Consider the following 15,734-nt stretch of genomic DNA (forward strand, 5'->3'; position numbering starts at 1 on the left):
GGTCAGATCAGTTGTGCCGAGCTTCGGTTCGGAAGCCACATTTCGTATCCACGTGATTAGTTGGTGATTGAGAGAAGTTCATCGACACCGTCTTGTCGGACTTGATCCGGCATCTAGCGACCCGGTTTCTGCCGGGTCAAAAGAGTCTTCCAGCTCAAGGACTTGGGCTGGATGGATCCCGGCTCAAAGCCGGGATGACGGAGAATGTGGCAGCTTGCCGTTCCCCTACCCCAGCGGCGCGATATCGCCTTTGGCCCAGCCGCTTTGCGTCTCGGCGGAGAAATCCTCAAATTGCGTGGCCTTGATCGACGCGCGGATGCCCGACATCAGGTCTTGGTAGTAGGACACATTGTTCCAGGTAATCAGCATCATGCCGAGAATTTCGTTGGAACGGACCAGATGATGCAGATAGGCGCGGGAATAGTCGCGCGCCGCCGGGCATGAGCTTTGCTCATCCAGCGGACGATGGTCCTCGGCGTGGCGGGCGTTTTTCAGATTGATCTTGCCGTGGCGGGTAAAGGCCAAGCCGTGGCGACCGGCGCGGGTCGGCATCACGCAATCGAACATGTCGATGCCGTGGCCGACTGATTTGAGAATGTCATCAGGCGTGCCGACGCCCATCAGGTAGCGCGGTTTTTCACGCGGAAGCAGTGGACAGGTGACATCGAGCATATCGAGCATCACGTTTTGTGGCTCGCCGACAGCGAGGCCGCCGACCGCATAGCCCTTGAGATCGAGAGCAGCCAGGCCTTTCGCCGAGCGCTCCCTTAGCAAGGGAGCGTCGCCGCCCTGGACGATGCCGAACATCGCCTTGCCGGGCTGGTCGCCAAACGCGGTCCTGCAGCGCTCGGCCCAGCGCAGCGACATTTCCATGGCGCGCTCGATCTCGGTTTCGGTTGCAGGCAGCCGCACGCATTCATCAAGCTGCATCTGGATATCGGAATCGAGCAGGCCCTGGATTTCGATAGAGCGTTCCGGGCTCATCTCGTGGCGCGAGCCGTCGATATGCGATTGAAAGGTGACGCCACGTTCGCTGATCTTGCGCAGCGCCGACAGCGACATCACCTGAAACCCGCCGGAATCGGTCAGAATCGGTTTTGGCCAGCGGGCAAATTCATGCAGGCCGCCAAGCTTGGCTACACGCTCCGCACCGGGCCGCAGCATCAGGTGGTAGGTGTTGCCGAGGATGATGTCGGCACCCAGATCACTGACCTGGTCCATGTACATGGCCTTGACCGTGCCGCCGGTGCCCACCGGCATGAAGGCCGGGGTGCGAACCGTGCCGCGCGGCATGGTGATCTCGCCGCGACGGGCCTTGCCATCGGTGGCAAGCAGCTTGAATTCGAAATTTTCGGTCACGGCTGGCTCCGGAACAACAGGCTGGAATCGCCATAGGAATAGAAACGATAACCCGTGTCGATGGCATGACGGTAGGCCCCACGCATGGTCTCAAGGCCTGAGAACGCCGAAACCAGCATGAACAGCGTTGATCGCGGCAGGTGAAAATTGGTCATCAGCACGTCGACGGCGCGAAAAGAGTAGCCCGGGGTGATGAAGATGTCGGTCGGGCCCGACCATGCTTTGATGGTGCCGTCCTCGTCGGTGGCGCTTTCGAGAAGCCTGAGCGAGGTGGTGCCGACCGAGACAACACGCCCGCCGGCCGCATGAACGGCGTTGAGCGCCGCAGCGGTTTCAGCGCTGACATGGCCGATTTCCGAATGCATCAGATGTTCTGCGGTGTCATCGACCTTGACAGGCAAGAACGTGCCGGCACCTACATGCAGCGTGACGAAATGGCGCGAGACGCCGCGGGCGTCAAGCTGGGCAAACAGGTCCGGCGTGAAATGCAGCCCGGCGGTAGGGGCTGCCACGGCGCCATCTTCGCGGGCGTAAATTGTCTGGTAGTCGAGCCGGTCGCGCTCGTCCTCGCCGCGCTTGGAAGCGATATAGGGCGGCAGCGGAATGTGGCCGGTGGCCATGATCGCCTCATCGAGCGCCGGGCCGGAAAGATCAAAGATCAACTCGATCTCACCGCCCTCGCCGCGGTCTCCCGCCGTGGCGTCAAGCACGCCGGCCATGCAGGCCTCGCCGGCGCCGCCAAAGTGGAGCCGATCTCCCTGCTTGATGCGCTTGCCCGGACGGACAAAGGCTTTCCAGCGATCAGGGCCGGAGCGCATGTGCAGAGTTGCGGAAATGCGTTGCTGGTTGTCGTCACGGATACGAAAGCCTTCGAGCTGCGCCGGGATCACTTTTGTGTCGTTGAACACCAGCGCGTCGCCCGGTTCGAGCAGGTCAGCCAGCTGGTTGACGACCAGATCGGCAAGTTCGCCCGCGGCGTCGACGCGCAAAAGCCGCGCTGAATCACGCGGGCTTGCAGGTCTGAGCGCAATCCGCTCGTCGGGAAGCTCGAAATCGAAAAGGTCTACGCGCATGGCCTACATTCTTGCCTTATGGAGTTTCGAGTCTTAGCGTCTCAGCTTGATAACTTGGATCCGACTTTATGGCTTTTGTACTCGACGAAATCTACGGGCTTATTGAAGGAATCGAAGGTGAAAGAGAGTACCTAAGAAGCGCCGAATGCCTCGCAAAAGTCGATGCTGCACAAGTGATAAATGTGATCGAAGCTACTGAACTTCTTTCCCAATTTGGATACGAAAACAGATTTGGTCTGTCAGCTATGGATCTCAACAAGGTGCTGAGCTACCGAGGTCTCATTCGCACAGATGTGCTGCTACGGCAATCTGAACGTCTTGTTTCCCTCTTGAGAGAGTTCGAAGGCGAAATAAATTCTGAACTGAATAGCATTGACGTAAGGGGAATTGGTGATTCTGACGTTGATGCCTCCCTTCAAGAAGTTGACAAAACAAAGTTGGAATTCAGGAGTATTGAGACTAAGGAAATCTGGGTTTCACGGAGCCGCTTGTCCACAGAATCCGCAATAAGCCGGGTCTCCGAAATTCTAGAAGAAGTTGTGTTGATTGCCCGAAACACCAACTTGCCGCCAGAGCAAAGAGCCTTCAGTGAACTCGAAAGAGCGAAATTAATTGCAATGTTCGAGACAGCAATAGCCGTTCTTAAAGCTCCTTTAGTACCCAAAACGTTTTTGAAAAAAATAGCAGAATCTGCCAAAGATGGCGTGACGAGTTCTGTAAAGAAGAACTCGGAGAAAGCACTGACATATGCGATTCTCCGAGCTGTTGAAGAGCTAATAAAACTCTTAGCTTAAGCCGTGATGTCGGCTGCGACCTTGACCGAGACGATCTTGTCAGGGTCGGCAACGGGCTCGCCGCGCTTGATCTTGTCGACATTGTCCATGCCAGAGGTGACCTGGCCCCAGACCGTGTACTGACGGTTGAGGAAGCCGGCGTCACCAAAGCAGATGAAGAACTGCGAATTGGCCGAGTTGGGATCCTGCGAACGAGCCATCGAGCAGGTACCGCGGGCGTGGTTCATGTTGGAAAACTCGGCCTTCAGGTCGGGCTTGTCCGAACCACCCATGCCGGCGCGGCTGGGGTTGAAATCCTTGCCGTCGGACTTGCCGAACTTGACGTCGCCGGTCTGCGCCATGAAGCCTTCAATAACGCGGTGAAACACCACACCGTCATAGGCGCCTTCGCGGGCCAGTTCCTTGATCCGCGCAACATGGCCAGGGGCCAGGTCGGGCAGCAGTTCAATGGTCACCTGTCCCTTGGTGGTTTCCATGATGAGGGTGTTTTCGGGATCCTTGATCTCCGCCATGGGGTCTCTCCTGTGTTATTGGAATTGAAAATTGACTAACCGCCGGAGCGGACCTTGATCATGCGGTCCGGATTGTCGACCGAACCATTGTTGTTGGCATCGCCGAGCTTGATCTTGTCGACATTTTCCATGCCCTTGATGACCTTGCCCACCACGGTGTACTGGCCGTTGAGGAAGTCGCCATCGGCAAACATGATGAAGAATTGCGAATTGGCTGAATTCGGGTCTTGCGAGCGAGCCATTCCAACCGTGCCGCGAACAAACTTCCGGTCGGAAAACTCGGCCTTGATGTCGGGCTGCGACGATCCGCCGGTGCCGGCGCGGTTGGGTGTGAACCCGTCTTCCATGTCGCCAAATTCGACGTCGCCGGTCTGGGCCATGAAGCCTTCGATCACCCGGTGAAAGGCAACATTGTCATATTCGCCGGCATCGGCCAGCGCCTTGAGCCGTGCCGCGTGCAGCGGTGCGACATCATCGGCCAGTTCGATGACCACATCGCCGGTTTTCAGCGTGATGGTCAGAAGATTGGCAGCATTTGCGGCGGCCGCAGGCCTTGCAGGCGCATCAGCCGGTTTCTGCGTATTGTCCGATTGCTCGGCCTTAACAGCCGGTTTGACAACCGCAGTCTCGGTATTCGGTGTGTCAGTCTGCAACCCGCTGTTTGAATCGCAAGCGGTCAGCGCCAATCCGGAGACAAGCAGGATGGCTGTGAAAAAGCGTGAAAGTCGCATGCAAACTCCAGGGAAAAAGCGCCGGCCGGGCATTCATCTGACCCGGCGGCAATCGTTTGACACACCGACGCAGGCTTGGCAACGCTGCGGCGAAGGGGATTATATTACGAAATCCGCGCTGACAGCGCTTTTTGCACGACAACCGGAACGAAAGGCGTGACATCGCCACCCATCTTGGCGATCTGACGCACAAGCGTGGCGGTGATATGGCGGGTTTCGGGAAAGGCGGGCACAAACACGGTGGTAATGGTGGGCGCCATGGCGCGGTTCATGCCAGCCATCTGGATTTCGTAATCGAAATCGGTGCCGTCGCGCAGACCGCGCACCAGCACGCTGGCTCCGGCGTCGCGCGCGGCATCCACCACTAGGCCATCGAAGGAAACCACCGAAATATCCCTGGCCCTGTCGGCAAAATCCTCCGCCACAAGATGGGAGATCATGCTGGCGCGCTCGTCGAACGAAAACATCGGCGCCTTGCCCGGATGCACGCCGATGCCGATAATCAGCTGGTCACACAGCGCCAAGGCCTGCTCGAGCACGTCAATATGGCCGTTGGTCATCGGATCGAACGATCCGGGATAGAATGCCCTGCGCATGAAATGTTCCCTTCAGACAATGGCTCTTGTCATCTCAGGGCCTTTTGTCATGTCAGCTCAATGCCATCAAGCCAAAGCAGCAGGTGCGAACCCACTCCGCCGCTGTCAAATTGCCGCTTGTGCACATTATCCGGGAGTATCGACGCCTGCCCGGCGGACAAGCGTCGTGGCGCAAAGCGCCGGGCTGCGCCGGTGTTGCCTAAAGATCTGAGACCGAAAGCCGGATCAGCGACTTGCGGCTACGCTTGTAAACCCGGTCGGCGATCGACTGGATCTGTTCGCGGCGCTGGTCAAAAGCGGTCAGATAGGCGCTGAGCGCCATGCTTTTGGTGCCCGCCATTTTCTCGAGCGCCGGCAATTCCATCAGGAACCGGACCTCCATGACACCATCATGGCCGGAAAACCGGATGATATCAGCATCCTCATCGATGTTACGGGTCTGGTTGGGGAATCCGAGCGTCATGAGCTGATGCCTCCAGCACCGGCGCTGGCGCTCACTTCTTCGCCTTCTTCTGAAATGGGTTGGTTTCCAGCGCCTTGACTGCGGAACCCGCGGTGGCGGTCGCCTTGACGTCGGTTTTAACCTTCTTCGGCTTTCGGACTTCCTTGCTTGAACGCATTTGACCTTTAGCCATGACTTATCCTGTCCCGATGTGCGCTAAGCGCTTGTTTGAGTCTCGACAAGTTCCAGATTGCTGCCCTGCTCCACCCGCTCGTGGTCGAGATCTTCATTGCGAATGCGGTATTGTGGCTGGCCCTGATTGTCGGGCAACCGCATCAAGATCTTGAAATCGGCGGGGACCCGCGGCGACAACCCGACCCGTGACTGAAGCACAACGTGCTGTCCCTTGGTGAAGATGCCTTTTGCCATAGTCGTGAGTCCTTGAGATGAGAAGCACCGCCAGCCGAAAACTCCGTTGAACGATGCTCGGGCCTTCGGCCCGGCTTCATAAGCCGATTGTACAGTGAGAGCGCGATCGGAACTGTTATGCAAATAACAAGCGAAAAATGTCGGCGGTCGTAAATGCGGCGCTGACATTGGGCGTTTGGCGGTCTGCGGTTGCACCATCCACCCCAATTGAGGCTTATCAAAGGCACGCGCCATCTTTGCCGCGGTGTCGCCACATGTTTGCCGCAGCGCACCCAATCTGTGCTAGGTTCGGTTTTCCACCGTGCAGACCATTGCCGCTGTGTATTATTTCAGCGGAACGGAATGACGTCGCAAACGTTGCCTGACCGTATCCCGACTGCATTTGATGCATCTTGCCTCGCCGCCACAGCGGCTTTCCGCCAATGTCTCTCACCAACAGAAAGCGCCGCTCATGCTGATCAGGTTTGGATTTGAAATTTCGGTAACCTGCACACAGCCGGTGCCGATGTTGCTGGCGCTGTCGACCCACACCGAATTTGCCGGCCGGCTGATCGGCGTTGATCAGGTCCGCTCCGACCGCGCAGCACCGATTACCGAATATGTCGATACCTATGGCAACCGGATTTCACGCACGGTTGCAGAGCCGGGCTGGACCACCTTCTGGTCCGACTGTGTTGCCGAAGTTGACGGCCAGCCAGACAATATCCCCTATGGCGCGATCCAGCACCGGATCGAGGACCTGCCGCACGAAACGCTCAATTTCCTGACCGCCAGCCGTTATTGTGACTCCGACAGCCTGGCCAATTTTGCCTGGGCCAATTTTGGTGGCACCAACGAGGGCTGGGACCGGGTGGCCGCTATCTGCGCCTATGTTCATAACCACGTGACGTTCGGCTATAAATTTGGCCGCCCTGACAAGACCGCGCGCGATGTGCTGGAAGAAAAAAGCGGCGTCTGCCGTGACTTCGCCCATCTTGGCGTCTCGCTGTGCCGGGCCATGAACATCCCTGCCCGCTATGCCAGCGGCTATCTTGGCGACATCGGCGTTCCCGATACCGGCTTTGACGATTTCTGCGCCTGGTTCGAAGTCTATCTCGGCGGACGCTGGCACACGGTTGACGCCCGCTACAATGCTCCGCGGATCGGCCGGATTCTGATGGTGCGCGGTTCGGATGCCTCCGATGTCGCCATGATCACCTCGTTTGGCGCCTATCAACTGGCCAATTTCAGGGTTTGGACCACCGAAATCAATGATCAAACGACCGATTCCGAGCTGTTGTCAATGCTTGAAACACGGCCTGAACCCCGCGCTTCCGGGCCGGATTTCGGCTCTGCCGTGCCAGGTGCAGTGCATCTGATCTGACGCTTGAAGGGCGCATGGGGTAAAACCGGGGAACCTTGCTGCGGGGCAGAGAGAATGTGTTTCAAAAGTGTTCAGGTTCGGTTCAGACACAATTTGCGATGATGTCTTCAACAACGAATGAGAGGACATCGACATGACCCTGGCCCTGGCACTGCTTTCCCTGATGATCGTCATGCTTTTCAGCGCGTTGGTGATCGGCGCCATGCGGCAGTCGGTGCCGCGCCCTGCCCCCGCCCCGGTATGGTCACACGACCGCAGTGCTCGCCGCTGATCGGCGCTTGCAAGTCAATCGCCACCGAAGCCGCCGCGCCCGGCTTTTTCCCTTGATACAAACCGCCCACCGGCACAGCCGCCCTGTCGCGCCTCCAGCATCAGCTCTCTGTGTTCAGTCTTGCTGCAGCGGTTCAGCCGTCTGAAACATCGCTGAAATTCGGTCGGCCAGCGCCCGCACCCGTCGTGGCTGAGCCCGGCTGGGCGGAAACAGCATTTGCAGCGGCGTTGCCGGCGGCGCGTAATCGGCAAGCAATTCGACCAGTTTTCCGGCTCTGATGTCCGGTCCCACATCCAGCTCCGACTTGAGCATGATTCCGTGACCGGCAAGACACCATTGCCGCACCAGCGCGCCGTCATTGGCCACTCGGTCGCCACGCACGGTGACAATCTGCGGCATCGCCCCGCGGCCCAATCTCCAGACATTGTCGAGATTGCCGCCAAACCGCATCACCAGGCAATTATGCTGTTTGAGGTCGACCGGCTTGTCGGGCGCGCCATGTTTTTCGATATAACTCGGCGCGGCACAAACCACGCGGCGGCGCAGGCCAAGTGATCGAACCCGCAGCGAACTGTCGATTACCGTTCCGAACCGCAGGGCAATGTCAAACCCGTCGCCGACCAGATCGACAAAGCCGTCCGACAGCATCAGATCGACCGAAATCGCCGGGTGATCGGACAGAAACCGATTGATCTCGTCAGAGACCAGCGTTCGGCCGATATCGCTCGGCGCGCTGATCCGGATTGGTCCTGACAGGGTTTCGGCACCGTGACGGATGCTGGCCTCGAGATCGGCAACCTCGCCAAGCACCTGTTTGGCGCCTTCGACCAGCGTCCGGCCTTCCTCAGTCAGGCTGATGGCGCGTGTGGTTCGATTCAGCAAGGCAACGCCATAATGGGCTTCGAGCGCGGCAAGCCGTTCCGACACGGTGGTCGAGGACAGCCCGGCCTCGCGTCCGGCAGCCGTCAGACTACCTTTTTCGACGATTTGCAGGAACAGGGCGATATTGTTGAGCAACATTGTACGGCTAATCCGGATTATGAATTTGCACCATGCCCGTTTATCCGGCCGTGGCAAGCAGCTACTTCCACAACATCATAAACCTGGAAACCCGCCCATGACCACGCTGACCATCGTCGCAAACATTCACGCCAATCCCGACCAGACCGAGCTGGTCAGAGCGGAGCTTGAAAAACTGCTCCCCATCACCCGTGCCGAAAACGGCTGCCTGCAGTACGACCTGCACCGCGACAACGACAATCCGGCGCATTTCATGTTCTTCGAAAAGTGGGAATCGCGCGAACTGTGGCAGACCCACATGAATGCGCCGCATCTGGCTGCCTACATGAAGGCCACCGACGGCGCCGTTGCGGAATTCATACTCAACGAGATGAGCAGCATCGGCTGATCAAGCCGGCTCTTTTGACCGCCGGCACGGTTTCGACCTTTGCCGGCGGCAATCGCATTCAGGAAAGGCAACCCCATGCACAAGACCATCCTCATTACCGGCGCCACCGACGGCATTGGTTTCGAAACGGCAAAGATGCTGGCTGCCGATGGCCATCACCTGCTTGTACACGGGCGCAACCCGGACAAGCTGCGGCAGGCGCAAGCGGCGCTTTCGGCATTGTCGGATGACGCCCGCATCGAGACATTTCTGGCTGATCTCTCGCACATGCCCGACGTCAAGGCGCTGGCGGCCGCGGTCACTCAAAAACACACCCGCCTTGATGTGCTGATCAACAACGCCGGCGTTTACACCGCCGCCGACCCGCGTACCGATGACGGGCTTGATGTGCGTTTTGCGGTCAACACCTATGCACCCTATCTGCTCACCCGGCTTTTGTTGCCGCTGTTTGGCGCATCGGGACGGGTGGTCAATCTGTCTTCCGCTGCCCAGGCACCGGTTGACCTGCAGGCGCTGGCCGGCAAGGGCCAACTCGGCGATGGCGCAGCCTACGCGCAAAGCAAGCTGGCGCTGACGATGTGGTCGCGCAGTCTCGGACTCGAGCTCAGCAAAACCGGCCCGGCGATCATTGCCGTCAATCCGGGCTCCATGCTTGGCAGCAAGATGGTCAGGCAGGCGTTCGGTGTGGCCGGCGGCGATCTCCGCATTGGAGCAGACATCCTTGTTCGCGCAGCCTTTTCCGAGGAGTTCGCCTCGGCAACAGGGACCTATTTCGACAATGATTCCGGGGCCTTTGCCGCTCCTCACCCCGATGCACTCGATCCCAACAAGTGCGCCGAAATCATCCGCGTTATCAAGGCCGTTCTGGCCGACCTACCCAATACGAATGGAGAAATTCAATGAAGGCCGTAGCCCTGACACACTATTTGCCGGTTGAAAATCCGGATGCCTTTCTCGATGTCGACCTGCCCAAGCCGACAGCCACCGGACGTGACCTGCTGGTCGCGGTGAAGGCGGTTTCGGTCAATCCGGTCGACACCAAGGTTCGCGCGCCCAAGGACAAGGTCGAAGAAACCCCGCGGGTAATCGGCTATGACGCCTCCGGCGTGGTCGAGGCCGTCGGCCCCGATGTGACCTTGTTCAAGGTTGGCGACGAAGTCTTTTATGCCGGTGACATCACCCGTCCGGGCACCAACCAGCAGTTCCATCTGGTTGACGAACGTATCGTCGGCTTCAAGCCCAAAAGTCTGGGCTTTGCCGAATCCGCAGCGCTGCCGCTGACCACAATTACCGCCTATGAGGCCTTCTTCGACCGGCTGGGCATTGACCGTGAAGGTGCCGACAAGGGCGAGAGCGTTCTCATCATCGGCGCCGGCGGTGGCGTCGGCTCGATTGCGATCCAGCTTGCAAAGGCCGCCGGCCTCGTGGTGATCGCCACCGCGTCGCGGCCGGAAACCACCGCCTGGGTCAAACAGCTTGGCGCCGACCATGTCGTCAATCACCGCGAGGACATGGTTGCACAGGTCCGGGCACTCGGATTCCAGCATGTCGATCATATCGCCATCTTCAACGACATGCACCATTGGCAGACGGCGGTTGAACTGATCCGGCCACAGGGCGGCATCGTTTCGATCGACGACACCGACCTGCCGATGCCGATGGACGGCATGAAGATGAAGGCGGCCAGCCTGCATTGGGAATTCATGTTCGCGCGCGCCATGCACCAGACGCCCGACATGATCGAGCAGCACAGGCTGCTCAGCTATGTGGCAAGCGAAATTGACGCCGGGCGCATCCGCACCACGCTCGACACCGTGTTGAGCCCGATCAACGCGGAAAACATGCGAAAAGCCCATGCGTTGATCGAGACCGGCCAGGCCAAGGGCAAGATCGTCGTCGAGGGCTTTTAAGCCAGCGTTGCCTGCGACACGCCTAACAAACTGAATAATTGGCGGCCCGGCCGATGGAAAAATCCGTCGGCCGGGCCGTTCGCGCTAAACCCGCTCAGCGGTTGGTGCTGGCCACCGCCCGCACCCGGTGCCCGTCCGGATCGGTTGCCACAAATGTATGGCCGAACGGCATTTCGACGGGATCGAGAATGATCTTGTGGCCCTTGGCGACCCAGTCCGCATGCAGCTTCACCAGGCTTTCCCGATCGGCGACATTGAAGGAAATCTCGCTGCTGCCGGGCGCGCTCTGTCCATCAGGATCAGCTTCCGACGCAGCCCACAGTCCGAGCAGCACGCTGTCGCTGAGCGGCAGCATGGAAAACACCGGATTGGACTGGATCAGCGGCCGCTCAAGCAGCGCGGAATAGAATGCCCCGCTGGCAACGGGATCGGCGACGTGCAGCACCACCATGTCAAATTTCAGCATTTTGTCGTCTCCATCTGGTTCAACCGGGTCTTGCGACCATGGGTGGAGATTACAATTTCATGCTGCCAATTAATGTCAGCAGTAAAGCAAGTCAGCCATCCAGTTTTGAACGCAGCGGGATGCCTTCCTTGGCCTGCCAGGCTTTCATCAGCGCGGCGCGGCGTTGCGGGTAGGTTTCGGCTTCCACCCGCAGGCCGGCGATCCGGTCGGCGCGAAAATGCCGAAAGTCCTGCCGCAGCTCGCACCAGGCGACAATCACCCGGACCCTGTCGAAAAACGCCAACGCAATCGGCCAGATGGTGCGCTCGCTACATTGACCCACCGCATCGGCATAATCGATTGCCAGCTTGCGCTGCCGCCGGATCGCCTCGCGGATGGTCGGCAATTCGGCCTCTCCCGCGGCAATCGGCGCGCCGGGCGCAACCAGCAAGGTGCTGTCATCAAGACCGGCCTTGAGATCGGCAGGCAACACCGCGGCGATCTTGACCAGCGCGTTGCGCGCCGCCTGGCCAAGCGATGTATCGGTCCGCTCCGCCACCCAGCGCGAGCCGAGCACCAGCGCCTCGATCTCTTCTTCCGAAAACATCAGCGGCGGCAGCATGAAGCCGGGCTTGAGCACGAAGCCGACGCCCGCCTCCCCGTCAATCGCCGCCCCTTGCGCCTTGAGCGCATCGATGTCGCGGTAAACCGTCCGCAGCGACACGCCAAGCTCATCGGCCAGCCGCTGCCCGCTGACCGGACGCTTGTGACGTCGGAACAACTGGATCAGATCAAGAAGGCGTGCGGCGCGGGACAAATGTGGGCTCCAGGAACAATGCGGCCAATTCGCCTGCCTACCAGATCCTACTGCCAGAATGTGGCAGGAGGAAACATGCTTGTTCACTCTCATGCGTATACGCCATGCGCATCAGATGGTAGCCGCCACACCTATGCGGATTTGTGCGACAACCAGATCTCGCCACATCGCTGACTGTTATTCAGCCTTTGCCATTTTCGTTGTCTTCGCAGTTTTCTTCTTGGCTTGATTGAACTCGATCGCCGCGCGGATCAGGCTCTGCAGCGCCGGTTCATCAACCGCGTCACCCTCGAGAAAATCGATCGCGCGGCGGGTGTTGCCGCGGTCGTCGGCATTGAACAGCTTGTCCGGGTCCGGCAATCGCGCGCCATGCATGAAGGTGAGCTTGACCTTGGCCTTGTGGGCATTGCCGACCGCAATTATGCCGTCGCGCGACCAGACAGGACTGCCCATCCATTTCCATTCCTCGATGATCTCCGGATCGGAAGCCAGGATGGCCTTGCGGACTATTGCCAGCGTCTCGCCACGCCAGTCGGCGGTTTCAGCAATCAACTGATCAATCTGCTCGGATGGGGTCATGGGTTCCTCTCGAATCTATCTCGTTTTCTTTTGACCGGCAGGCGGCTGAACCCGGTTACGGCTTGGCGGTGCCGGAGCATTGCCTTTCGCCCTATACGCGCCGCTGGTCGAAGGATGCTCTCATCCGTTTACGGCGTGAACGCGGCAGCACTATTTGCCAGGATAGGGCAGAAGATTATCGGGCACTATCGGCGATGAGCCCCCGTTCGTTTTTACCTACTATGGCGTGTTGTGAGCGATGCCAATCCATTGCTTTTCGACTCTCGTTCTCTTCGAAAATCTTGAAAAGGAGTTGAGACATGGCTGTTAAACACACGCCAACAAACGAAGTTCACAGTGGCACAAAGGGCGGCAAAACGGGATGCGGATTTGATACCAAAGACCACCCGGAGCACTGGGTGAATTCACATGAGCGCATCACCTGTGACAAGAATGGTTGTAAAAACGAGTAGCTACGGATTTGAACGGGTCATTGCCGACACGGGGCAGTCCATGGATGGATGGCCGCTTTGCGCCCTCTAGCACGAACCCGCTACGCGGGAGGGGGCTCGCGGTGAGGCTGGTGTGACTATCTGAGGTTCTAGGCACGCCGTTAGTGTTGGCTGACCATGGAGTTCCTTTCAACAGGAGGAACTTTCCATGGCCAGCTTCTCACACGATACCCCAACCACACCGCTTCGCCAGCGCATGCAGGAAGATATGGTGATGCCGGGTTTGGGATCGCATACGCAGCAGGACTACATTCGTCATGTCCGACTCTTTGCCACTTTTCTCGGGCGCACGCCCGACACAGCAACGGCAGAGGACATACGGCGCTTCCAGTTGTCTCAGCATGAGAACGGTGTAGGTCCGGCGACGATCAACAGCACGGTTTCGGCGCTGCGCTTTTTGTTCACGGTGACACTGAAGCGGCGAGTTATGTCGCAAGCGCTGGTGATAACCCGCAATCCGCGCAAGCTGCCAGATGTGTTGAGCGTGGAGGAAGCTGCACGGTTGCTCGGGGCGGCACCTGGCATCAAATACAAGGCGGCGCTCGGCGTGGCCTATGGCGCGGGCTTGCGCGTCTCCGAGGTTGCGCATCTCAAGGTCGACGATATTGACTCGACACGCATGCTGATCCGCGTTGAACAGGGCAAGGGGCGCAAGGACCGCAACGCCATGCTCTCTCCGCAACTCCTTGAACTGCTGCGACTGTGGTGGCGCGAAGGAAAACGGCGCGGCGTGATGTTGCCCCATGGCTGGCTGTTTCCAGGGCGCAGTTGCACCGATCCGATCTCGTCGCGGCAATTGCATCGCGCGGTGCAGGAAGCCGCCGAGGTCGCCGGCATCCACAAGCGCGTCAGTCCGCACACGTTGCGCCACAGCTTTGCCACCCATCTTCTGGAGGATGGCACCGATATCCGGGTTATCCAGGTTCTGCTCGGACACAGCAAGCTTGAGACGACGGCGCTCTATGCCAAGGTCTCCACCCGGACTATTCACGCTGTCGCTGGGCCGCTCGACCGGCTGATGGCGCTGATGGAAGGCAAGACGGCCGACGGCTGAAGTCGTGCGCACCTCGATCGAGGTCGCGGATATCTTCCGTTCCGCGGGACCTGCCTACCGGCAAGTCCATGGAGGACACCTCAGCCTCATCCAGCTCAAGGTGATGTCCGCGATCGAGCACTGCCGCACCGCTGTCTTGGGCGGACATGTCGAGGCCTGTGAGGATTGCGGAGAGTGGCGGATCGCCTACAATTCCTGCCGCAACCGGCACTGTCCGAAGTGCCAGGGTGCTGCCGCTCGCACCTGGCTTGCCGAGCGCGAGGCCGATCTGCTGCCGGTGGGATACTTCCACGTCGTCTTCACATTGCCAGTCGAGGTCGCCGCCATTGCCTTCTACAACAAGGCGCTGGTCTACGATCTGCTGTTCAAGACGGCGTCCGAGGCGATGCTGACGATCGCCGCCGATCCGAAGCATCTCGGCGCGCGCATCGGCATGACCGCCGTGCTCCACACATGGGGCTCGGCCATGACCCACCATCCGCACATACACATGATCGTGCCAGGTGGCGGCATTGTCATCGATGGGTCACGCTGGATATCGTCACGTCCGGCATTCCTCCTGCCGGCGCGTGTGCTCGGCAAGCTGTTCCGCCGCCTGTTCCTCACGAGGCTGCTCCAGCTCCACGACGCCGGACGGCTCGCCTTCTTTGGATCGGCAGCGCATCTCACTGATCGCCGGGCATTCGTGCGGCATCTGTCGCCGGTCCACAAGAAACGCTGGGTGGTCTACGCCAAGGCGCCCTTCGCGGGGCCTGAAGCAGTGCTTGCCTATCTGTCGCGCTATACCCACCGGGTGGCCATCTCGAACAGTCGTCTCATCGCTTTCAACGAGACCGGCGTCACCTTCCGCTACAAGGACTACCGCCGCAATGGCTCCGACCGGCAACAGATAATGACGCTTGCCACCGACGAGTTCATTCGCCGCTTCCTGCTCCACGTCCTGCCGCGCGGGTTCCACCGCATCCGGCATTACGGTCTGCTCGCCGGCAGCTCCCGAAAGACCAGCATCGCCCGCGCCCGGGAACTCCTGAACGCCGCCCCACCGCCCGCTGACAACCCAGCCGACGAGCCGATCGACATCCGCCCGCCATGCACTTGCTGCGGCGGACGCATGATCGTCATCGAAGTGTTCAAACGCTGGCGGCAGCCGCGCGGGCCGCCGGACAAGGCAGCAACGAACCGGGAGTGCACCCCATGACCCGGCATGGCCTGCTCATTCATGCGGCTGTCTCACATCTGCGTCGGCCAATGGGAGTGCTTGCCCCGGACAAGATGAAAGCGGATTGCACTCGAACAAACGCGCTCTCGATCACCGGGAGAACCTCTACGATCGCGCCGGCAACCACCTTCTACAACGCAGTTGGTTCTACAAACACCGCTGCGATCAATGCCCGCTCGGAAGCCTCAACACACAAAACCCCATAGGTCTGAATGTGCGGACCGCGGGTTCCTGCATGAGA

21 protein-coding genes are annotated in these 15,734 nt (G+C 59.4%); 9 read left to right on the plus strand and 12 right to left on the minus strand.

Annotated elements, in window-relative coordinates; all coding sequences use genetic code 11:
* Positions 1–225 precede the first annotated feature (225 nt).
* Both tgt and queA read right to left on the minus strand, forming a co-directional pair.
* On the minus strand, positions 226–1,359 hold the full coding sequence (gene tgt, locus OEG84_RS04230; protein WP_267652579.1) for a tRNA guanosine(34) transglycosylase Tgt: 1,134 nt from the start codon (positions 1,357–1,359) through the stop codon (positions 226–228).
* Positions 1,356–2,432 (minus strand): tRNA preQ1(34) S-adenosylmethionine ribosyltransferase-isomerase QueA, encoded by a 1,077-nt coding sequence (gene queA, locus OEG84_RS04235; RefSeq protein ID WP_267652580.1) that lies wholly within the window; start codon positions 2,430–2,432, stop codon positions 1,356–1,358. The genes tgt and queA overlap by 4 nt, the downstream gene beginning before the upstream one ends.
* 68 nt (positions 2,433–2,500) lie before the next feature.
* Between queA and OEG84_RS04240 the strand changes: the two genes are divergently transcribed.
* The gene (locus OEG84_RS04240) at positions 2,501–3,226 is read left to right on the plus strand and encodes a hypothetical protein (protein WP_267652581.1); all 726 of its coding nucleotides are present in this window, start codon (positions 2,501–2,503) and stop codon (positions 3,224–3,226) included.
* Here the strand turns inward: OEG84_RS04240 and OEG84_RS04245 are convergent.
* From OEG84_RS04245 to OEG84_RS04270, 6 genes are all read right to left on the minus strand, one after another.
* A complete protein-coding gene (locus OEG84_RS04245; RefSeq protein WP_267652582.1) occupies positions 3,223–3,738 on the minus strand; it encodes a peptidylprolyl isomerase in 516 nt (171 codons plus the stop codon). The two genes, OEG84_RS04240 and OEG84_RS04245, sit on opposite strands and share 4 nt — an antisense overlap.
* A 35-nt stretch (positions 3,739–3,773) precedes the next feature.
* Positions 3,774–4,469, minus strand: a complete 696-nt coding sequence (locus OEG84_RS04250; RefSeq protein ID WP_267652583.1) for a peptidylprolyl isomerase — start codon at positions 4,467–4,469, stop codon at positions 3,774–3,776.
* Positions 4,470–4,573: 104 nt separating this feature from the next.
* Positions 4,574–5,065, minus strand: a complete 492-nt coding sequence (coaD, locus tag OEG84_RS04255; protein WP_267652584.1) for a pantetheine-phosphate adenylyltransferase — start codon at positions 5,063–5,065, stop codon at positions 4,574–4,576.
* Between the two features lie 199 nt (positions 5,066–5,264).
* Positions 5,265–5,528, minus strand: coding sequence for a DUF1488 family protein (locus OEG84_RS04260; RefSeq protein ID WP_267652585.1), 264 nt, complete (start codon positions 5,526–5,528; stop codon positions 5,265–5,267).
* Positions 5,529–5,559: 31 nt separating this feature from the next.
* Positions 5,560–5,700 carry a hypothetical protein gene (locus OEG84_RS04265; RefSeq protein WP_267652586.1) on the minus strand — a complete coding sequence of 47 codons (141 nt, stop codon included), beginning with the start codon at positions 5,698–5,700 and terminating at the stop codon, positions 5,560–5,562.
* 23 nt (positions 5,701–5,723) lie between these two features.
* Positions 5,724–5,936 (minus strand): hypothetical protein, encoded by a 213-nt coding sequence (locus OEG84_RS04270; RefSeq protein WP_267652587.1) that lies wholly within the window; start codon positions 5,934–5,936, stop codon positions 5,724–5,726.
* A gap of 451 nt (positions 5,937–6,387) precedes the next feature.
* On the opposite strand from OEG84_RS04270, the gene OEG84_RS04275 reads away from it, so the two are divergent.
* Together OEG84_RS04275 and OEG84_RS04280 are read left to right on the plus strand one after the other, a co-directional pair.
* On the plus strand, positions 6,388–7,299 hold the full coding sequence (locus OEG84_RS04275) for a transglutaminase-like domain-containing protein (protein ID WP_267652588.1): 912 nt from the start codon (positions 6,388–6,390) through the stop codon (positions 7,297–7,299).
* A 133-nt stretch (positions 7,300–7,432) separates the two neighbouring features.
* Complete coding sequence (locus tag OEG84_RS04280) at positions 7,433–7,570, plus strand: hypothetical protein (protein WP_267652589.1); 138 nt, start codon at positions 7,433–7,435, stop codon at positions 7,568–7,570.
* Positions 7,571–7,684: 114 nt separating this feature from the next.
* On the opposite strand, the gene OEG84_RS04285 is transcribed toward OEG84_RS04280, so the two are convergent.
* Positions 7,685–8,590 carry a LysR family transcriptional regulator gene (locus OEG84_RS04285; RefSeq protein WP_267652590.1) on the minus strand — a complete coding sequence of 302 codons (906 nt, stop codon included), beginning with the start codon at positions 8,588–8,590 and terminating at the stop codon, positions 7,685–7,687.
* 97 nt (positions 8,591–8,687) lie between these two features.
* On the opposite strand from OEG84_RS04285, the gene OEG84_RS04290 reads away from it, so the two are divergent.
* From OEG84_RS04290 to OEG84_RS04300, 3 genes are all read left to right on the plus strand, one after another.
* Entirely contained in the window at positions 8,688–8,978 is a 291-nt protein-coding gene (locus tag OEG84_RS04290) for a putative quinol monooxygenase (protein WP_267652591.1), read from the plus strand.
* Between the two features lie 75 nt (positions 8,979–9,053).
* Positions 9,054–9,881 (plus strand): SDR family NAD(P)-dependent oxidoreductase, encoded by an 828-nt coding sequence (locus OEG84_RS04295; protein WP_267652592.1) that lies wholly within the window; start codon positions 9,054–9,056, stop codon positions 9,879–9,881.
* Positions 9,878–10,888, plus strand: coding sequence for a zinc-binding alcohol dehydrogenase family protein (locus tag OEG84_RS04300; RefSeq protein WP_267652593.1), 1,011 nt, complete (start codon positions 9,878–9,880; stop codon positions 10,886–10,888). The genes OEG84_RS04295 and OEG84_RS04300 overlap by 4 nt, the downstream gene beginning before the upstream one ends.
* Positions 10,889–10,982: 94 nt before the next feature.
* On the opposite strand, the gene OEG84_RS04305 is transcribed toward OEG84_RS04300, so the two are convergent.
* The 3 genes from OEG84_RS04305 to OEG84_RS04315 all read right to left on the minus strand — a co-directional run bounded on the left by OEG84_RS04305 (position 10,983) and on the right by OEG84_RS04315 (position 12,729).
* Complete coding sequence (locus tag OEG84_RS04305) at positions 10,983–11,354, minus strand: VOC family protein (protein ID WP_267652594.1); 372 nt, start codon at positions 11,352–11,354, stop codon at positions 10,983–10,985.
* Between the two features lie 91 nt (positions 11,355–11,445).
* A complete protein-coding gene (locus OEG84_RS04310) occupies positions 11,446–12,150 on the minus strand; it encodes a helix-turn-helix transcriptional regulator (RefSeq protein WP_267652595.1) in 705 nt (234 codons plus the stop codon).
* 177 nt (positions 12,151–12,327) lie between these two features.
* On the minus strand, positions 12,328–12,729 hold the full coding sequence (locus OEG84_RS04315; RefSeq protein ID WP_267652596.1) for a DUF1801 domain-containing protein: 402 nt from the start codon (positions 12,727–12,729) through the stop codon (positions 12,328–12,330).
* Between the two features lie 299 nt (positions 12,730–13,028).
* On the opposite strand from OEG84_RS04315, the gene OEG84_RS04320 reads away from it, so the two are divergent.
* From OEG84_RS04320 to OEG84_RS04330, 3 genes are all read left to right on the plus strand, one after another.
* On the plus strand, positions 13,029–13,181 hold the full coding sequence (locus OEG84_RS04320) for a hypothetical protein (RefSeq protein ID WP_267652597.1): 153 nt from the start codon (positions 13,029–13,031) through the stop codon (positions 13,179–13,181).
* 187 nt (positions 13,182–13,368) lie between these two features.
* Positions 13,369–14,274, plus strand: coding sequence for a tyrosine-type recombinase/integrase (locus tag OEG84_RS04325; protein WP_267652598.1), 906 nt, complete (start codon positions 13,369–13,371; stop codon positions 14,272–14,274).
* A 4-nt stretch (positions 14,275–14,278) separates the two neighbouring features.
* Positions 14,279–15,472 (plus strand): IS91 family transposase, encoded by a 1,194-nt coding sequence (locus OEG84_RS04330; RefSeq protein WP_425602819.1) that lies wholly within the window; start codon positions 14,279–14,281, stop codon positions 15,470–15,472.
* The last annotated feature ends 262 nt before the right edge of the window (positions 15,473–15,734 follow it).

The sequence above is a fragment of the Hoeflea algicola genome, assembly GCF_026619415.1.
Taxonomy (GTDB): domain Bacteria; phylum Pseudomonadota; class Alphaproteobacteria; order Rhizobiales; family Rhizobiaceae; genus Hoeflea; species Hoeflea algicola.

Bases quoted from the DNA above. Each gene is read 5' to 3' on its own strand.
- queA (WP_267652580.1), bottom strand. From the start codon at position 2,432: ATGCGCGTAGACCTTTTCGATTTCGAGCTTCCCGACGAGCGGATTGCG.
- OEG84_RS04240 (WP_267652581.1), top strand. From the start codon at position 2,501: ATGGCTTTTGTACTCGACGAAATCTACGGGCTTATTGAAGGAATCGAA.
- OEG84_RS04245 (WP_267652582.1), bottom strand. From the start codon at position 3,738: ATGGCGGAGATCAAGGATCCCGAAAACACCCTCATCATGGAAACCACC.
- OEG84_RS04250 (WP_267652583.1), bottom strand. From the start codon at position 4,469: ATGCGACTTTCACGCTTTTTCACAGCCATCCTGCTTGTCTCCGGATTG.
- coaD (WP_267652584.1), bottom strand. From the start codon at position 5,065: ATGCGCAGGGCATTCTATCCCGGATCGTTCGATCCGATGACCAACGGC.
- OEG84_RS04260 (WP_267652585.1), bottom strand. From the start codon at position 5,528: ATGACGCTCGGATTCCCCAACCAGACCCGTAACATCGATGAGGATGCT.
- OEG84_RS04265 (WP_267652586.1), bottom strand. From the start codon at position 5,700: ATGGCTAAAGGTCAAATGCGTTCAAGCAAGGAAGTCCGAAAGCCGAAG.
- OEG84_RS04270 (WP_267652587.1), bottom strand. From the start codon at position 5,936: ATGGCAAAAGGCATCTTCACCAAGGGACAGCACGTTGTGCTTCAGTCA.
- OEG84_RS04275 (WP_267652588.1), top strand. From the start codon at position 6,388: ATGCTGATCAGGTTTGGATTTGAAATTTCGGTAACCTGCACACAGCCG.
- OEG84_RS04280 (WP_267652589.1), top strand. From the start codon at position 7,433: ATGACCCTGGCCCTGGCACTGCTTTCCCTGATGATCGTCATGCTTTTC.
- OEG84_RS04285 (WP_267652590.1), bottom strand. From the start codon at position 8,590: ATGTTGCTCAACAATATCGCCCTGTTCCTGCAAATCGTCGAAAAAGGT.
- OEG84_RS04290 (WP_267652591.1), top strand. From the start codon at position 8,688: ATGACCACGCTGACCATCGTCGCAAACATTCACGCCAATCCCGACCAG.
- OEG84_RS04295 (WP_267652592.1), top strand. From the start codon at position 9,054: ATGCACAAGACCATCCTCATTACCGGCGCCACCGACGGCATTGGTTTC.
- OEG84_RS04300 (WP_267652593.1), top strand. From the start codon at position 9,878: ATGAAGGCCGTAGCCCTGACACACTATTTGCCGGTTGAAAATCCGGAT.
- OEG84_RS04305 (WP_267652594.1), bottom strand. From the start codon at position 11,354: ATGCTGAAATTTGACATGGTGGTGCTGCACGTCGCCGATCCCGTTGCC.
- OEG84_RS04315 (WP_267652596.1), bottom strand. From the start codon at position 12,729: ATGACCCCATCCGAGCAGATTGATCAGTTGATTGCTGAAACCGCCGAC.
- OEG84_RS04320 (WP_267652597.1), top strand. From the start codon at position 13,029: ATGGCTGTTAAACACACGCCAACAAACGAAGTTCACAGTGGCACAAAG.
- OEG84_RS04325 (WP_267652598.1), top strand. From the start codon at position 13,369: ATGGCCAGCTTCTCACACGATACCCCAACCACACCGCTTCGCCAGCGC.